Source organism: Rhodoferax sp. GW822-FHT04A08, from assembly GCF_058801025.1.
The window spans coordinates 1-4397 of sequence record NZ_JBXAMW010000043.1 but is presented as its reverse complement, the minus strand read 5'-3'; the positions used below and the strand labels follow the sequence as shown (position 1 = coordinate 4397).

Here is a 4397-nt window from a genome sequence, read left to right as displayed (position 1 = left end):
ATGGACATGAAACCGCCCCCGCTGCAGAAACAGAAACTCGTGATGGTTGGCAACGGCATGGCCGGCGTGCGCACGATAGAAGAGCTGCTCAGAATCGCACCGGACCTGTACGACATCACGGTCTTTGGTGCCGAGCCGCACCCCAACTACAACCGCATCCTCTTGAGCCCGGTGCTGGCCGGTGAGCAGACGCTCGATGAGATCGTGCTCAACCCCTTCAGCTGGTACGAAGAGAACGGCATCACCCTGCACGCAGGCAAGAAGGTCACTGAGGTGGACCGCGTCAAGCGCGTAGTGCGCTCGGTGGGCGCCGACGGTGCAGTGACCGAAGCGGCCTATGACCGACTGCTGCTGTGCACCGGCTCCAACCCCTTCATCCTGCCGGTGCCCGGCAAGGACCTGGAAGGCGTGATTGCCTACCGCGACATTGCCGACACCAACGCCATGATCGAGGCCGCCACACGCTACAAGCATGCGGTGGTGATTGGCGGCGGCCTCTTGGGCCTGGAAGCAGCCAACGGCCTGATGCTGCGCGGCATGACGGTCACCGTGGTGCATGTGCAGCCCACACTGATGGAGCGCCAGCTCGACAGCGTCGCAGGCGGTCTCTTGCGCAAGTCGCTGGAAGAGCGTGGCCTCAAATTCCTCATGGGCGCGCAAACCCAGGAACTCATTGGCAGCCAGGACGATGGCAAGGGCGGACGCGTCAAGTCCATCCGCTTCAAGGACGGCACCGAAGTGGCCGCCGATCTCGTCGTCATGGCCGTGGGCATACGCCCCAACACCGAACTGGCCCAGAGCATGCGCCTGCATGTGGACAAGGGCATCGTGGTGACCGACACCATGCAGACCGTGACCGACGCACGCATCTACAGCGTGGGCGAATGCGCTGCGCACCGCGGCATTGCCTATGGGCTGGTGGCGCCCTTGTTCGAGCAGGCCAAGGTGGCAGCCAACCACCTGGCGCTCTACGGCATTGGCCGCTACCAGGGGTCACTCACCTCCACCAAGCTCAAGGTCACCGGCATTGACCTCTTCAGTGCGGGCAACTTCCAAGGCGGCGAGAACACCGAGGAGATCGTGATGAGCGACCCCTTTGGCGGTGTCTACAAGAAGCTGGTGATCCAGAACGACAGATTAGTGGGCGCCTGCATGTATGGCGACACGGTGGACGGCAGCTGGTACTTCAAGCTGCTGCGCGATGGCCGCTCCATTGCCGACATCCGCGACAAGCTGATGTTTGGCGAGAGCAACATCGGCGACGTGGGGCATGAGGGCCACAACAAGGCCGCCAGCATGCCAGACGATGCCGAGGTGTGTGGTTGCAACGGTGTCAAGAAAGGCACCATTTGCAAGGCCATCAAGGACAAGGGCCTGTTCACCATCGAAGAGGTGCGCAAGCACACCAAGGCCAGCGCCTCGTGCGGCTCATGCACCGGACTGGTGGAGCAGATCCTGATGTTCACCGCTGGTGGCGACTACTCGGCCACCCCCAAGACCAAGGCCATGTGCGGCTGCACCGACCTGGGACATGCGGCCGTGCGCGAAGCCATACGCACGCCTTTGGCCGATGGAAGCAAGCTGCTCACCATAACCGCGGTGTACCAGCACCTGGGCTGGAAGACGCCCAATGGCTGTGCATCGTGCCGCCCGGCTGTGAACTACTACCTGATCAGCAGCTGGCCCAAGGAGGCGGTGGACGACCCGCAAAGCCGCTTCATCAACGAGCGCAGCCATGCCAACATCCAGAAGGACGGCACCTACAGCGTGATCCCGCGCATGTGGGGCGGTGAGACCACCGCCGATGAGTTGCGCCGCATTGCCGACGCGGTGGACAAGTACAACATCCCCACGGTCAAGGTCACCGGCGGCCAGCGCATCGACCTGCTGGGCGTGAAGAAGGAAGACCTGCAGGCCGTGTGGAAGGACATCGGCATGCCCAGCGGCCACGCCTATGCCAAGGCCTTGCGTACGGTCAAGACCTGTGTGGGCTCCGAGTGGTGCCGCATGGGCACACAGGACAGCACCCAGATGGGCAAGGACCTGGAGCGTGCCATGTGGCGCATGTACGCACCGCACAAGGTGAAGTTTGCCGTCTCGGGCTGCCCGCGCAACTGCGCCGAGGCCGGCATCAAGGACGTGGGCATCATCGGCGTGGACAGCGGCTGGGAGATGTATGTGGCGGGCAATGGCGGCATCAAGACCGAGGTGGCGCACTTCCTCACCAAGCTCAAGACGGCAGAGGAAGTGCTGGAGTACACCGGCGCCTTCTGCGAGCTGTACCGCCAGGAGGGCTGGTACTTGGAGCGCACGGTGCACTTTGTGAACCGCGTAGGCCTGGACTATGTGAAGAAGCGCATCCTGGAAGACCACGCAGGCCGCAAGGCGCTGTGGGAGCAGCTGCAGTTTGCGCTCGACGGCGAACCCGACCCCTGGTTTGACTTCAAGGAAGCCCAGGTGGACACGCGCCAGTTTGACGCGTTGACCGTCAAGGAAGGAGCAGCAGCATGAGCAAGCTCCACAACACGTCCAACGAATGGGTTCTGATCTGCGCGCTCACCGACATCCCGGTGCTGGGCTCGCGCCGCGTGGCGCGCGCACAAGGGCTGGACGTGGCGGTGTTCCGCAACAGCCAGGACGAGGTGTTCGCGCTGCTGGACCGCTGCCCGCACAAGGGTGGCCCCTTGAGCCAGGGCATTGTGTTTGGCACCCATGTGGCCTGCCCGCTGCACAACTGGAGCATTGGCCTGTGTGACGGCCAGGCCTCGGCCCCCGATGAGGGCTGCACCCCGAAGTTCAGCGTCAAGCTCGAGGGTGGGCAGGTGTACCTCAAGGCAGACGAACTGCAGAACCACGCCACTGATCTGCTGCGCCCGGTTGCAGGACCTGCCCGGCGCACGGCCACGGCGTAAGCCGCATACAGTGAACGAGCGCCCCATGCAGGAAACCCGCTCCACCTGTCCCTACTGCGGTGTGGGCTGCGGCGTCATCATCGAGAGCAAGGGCGCGCAGATCACCGGTGTGCGCGGCGACCCGGACCACCCAGCCAACTTCGGGCGACTGTGCTCCAAGGGCAGCACCCTGCACCTCACGGCCAGCGCGGCAGTGACGCAGCAGACGAGGCTGCTGCAACCCATGCAGCGGCTCACACGCGGCGCAACGCCCCAGCCGCTGGCGTGGGACGCGGCACTGACCCAGGCCAGCGCCACCTTTGCCCGCATCATCCGCGACCACGGCCCCGACGCGGTGGGCTTCTATGTCTCGGGCCAGTTGCTCACCGAAGACTATTACGTCTTCAACAAGCTCGCCAAGGGGCTCATTGGCACCAACAACATCGACACCAACTCGCGCCTGTGCATGAGCAGCGCGGTGGCGGGCTACAAGAAGACGCTGGGCGCCGATGCGCCCCCGGCCTGCTACGACGATGTGAACTTTGCTGCGACGCTGTTCATCACCGGCTCCAACACCGCCTTTGCGCACCCGGTGCTGTACCGCCGCATCGAAGATGCCAGACGAGCCAACCCCACGCTGAAGGTGGTGGTGGTAGACCCTCGGCGCACCGATACGGCCGACATGGCCGACTTGCATCTGCAGATACAGCCCGGCACCGACGTGATGCTGTTCAACGGCATGCTGCACCTCATGCTGTGGGAGGGCTGGACCGATGCCGCCTACATCGCCGAGCACACAGCCGGCTTTGATGCGCTCAAGGCAACGGTGCGCGACAGCACGCCCGATCTGGTGGCGCAGGTCTGCGGCATCAGCAAGGACGCGCTGCTGGAAGCCACCCGTCTGTTCACGGGCCTGGGCCATAAGGTGGTCGGCGCAGATGGCAAGTTGCAGGCCGTACAGCGCCAGCCCACTTTGAGCCTGTATTGCCAGGGCCTGAACCAGTCCAGCAGCGGCACGGCCAAGAACGCCGCCCTCATCAACCTGCACCTGGCCTGCGGCCAGATTGGCAAGCCCGGAGCCGGCCCCTTCTCGCTCACCGGCCAGCCCAACGCCATGGGCGGGCGCGAAGTAGGAGGCCTAGCCAATCTGCTCAGTGCCCACCGGGACCTGGGCAATGCGCAACACCGCGCAGAAGTCGCCGCGCTCTGGGGCGTGGCCGATGTGCCATCCAAACCCGGCAAGACCGCCGTAGAGATGTTCCAGGCCGCCGCCGATGGCGAGATCAAGGCCTTGTGGATTGCCTGCACCAACCCGGCCCAAAGCATGCCCGACCAGGCCACCGTGCGCCGCGCGCTGGAGCGTGCCGAGTACGTGGTGGTGCAGGAAGCGTTTGCGACCACGGCCACCTGCCGCTACGCCGACCTGCTGCTGCCCGCCACCACCTGGGGCGAGAAGGAGGGCACGGTGACCAACAGCGAGCGACGCATCAGCCGCGTGCGCGCAGC

The 4397-nt window shown here is 64.7% G+C and carries 3 protein-coding genes; all 3 read left to right on the top strand.

Annotated elements, in window-relative coordinates; all coding sequences use genetic code 11:
- Positions 1-21: 21 nt before the first annotated feature.
- Positions 22-2511: a nitrite reductase large subunit NirB gene (nirB, locus tag AC1RMF_RS26335; RefSeq protein ID WP_493145476.1), complete on the top strand. Its 2490-nt coding sequence runs from the start codon at positions 22-24 to the stop codon at positions 2509-2511.
- The gene (gene nirD, locus AC1RMF_RS26330; RefSeq protein WP_493145475.1) at positions 2508-2912 is read left to right on the top strand and encodes a nitrite reductase small subunit NirD; all 405 of its coding nucleotides are present in this window, start codon (positions 2508-2510) and stop codon (positions 2910-2912) included. The genes nirB and nirD overlap by 4 nt, the downstream gene beginning before the upstream one ends.
- 25 nt (positions 2913-2937) lie before the next feature.
- On the top strand, positions 2938-4397 hold a 1460-nt coding region (locus AC1RMF_RS26325; protein ID WP_493145474.1), incomplete at its 3' end, for a molybdopterin-dependent oxidoreductase.

What these genes read in the sequence shown, in the direction of transcription:
- nirD (WP_493145475.1), top strand. Translation starts at nt 2,508, where the DNA reads ATGAGCAAGCTCCACAACACGTCCAACGAATGGGTTCTGATCTGCGCG.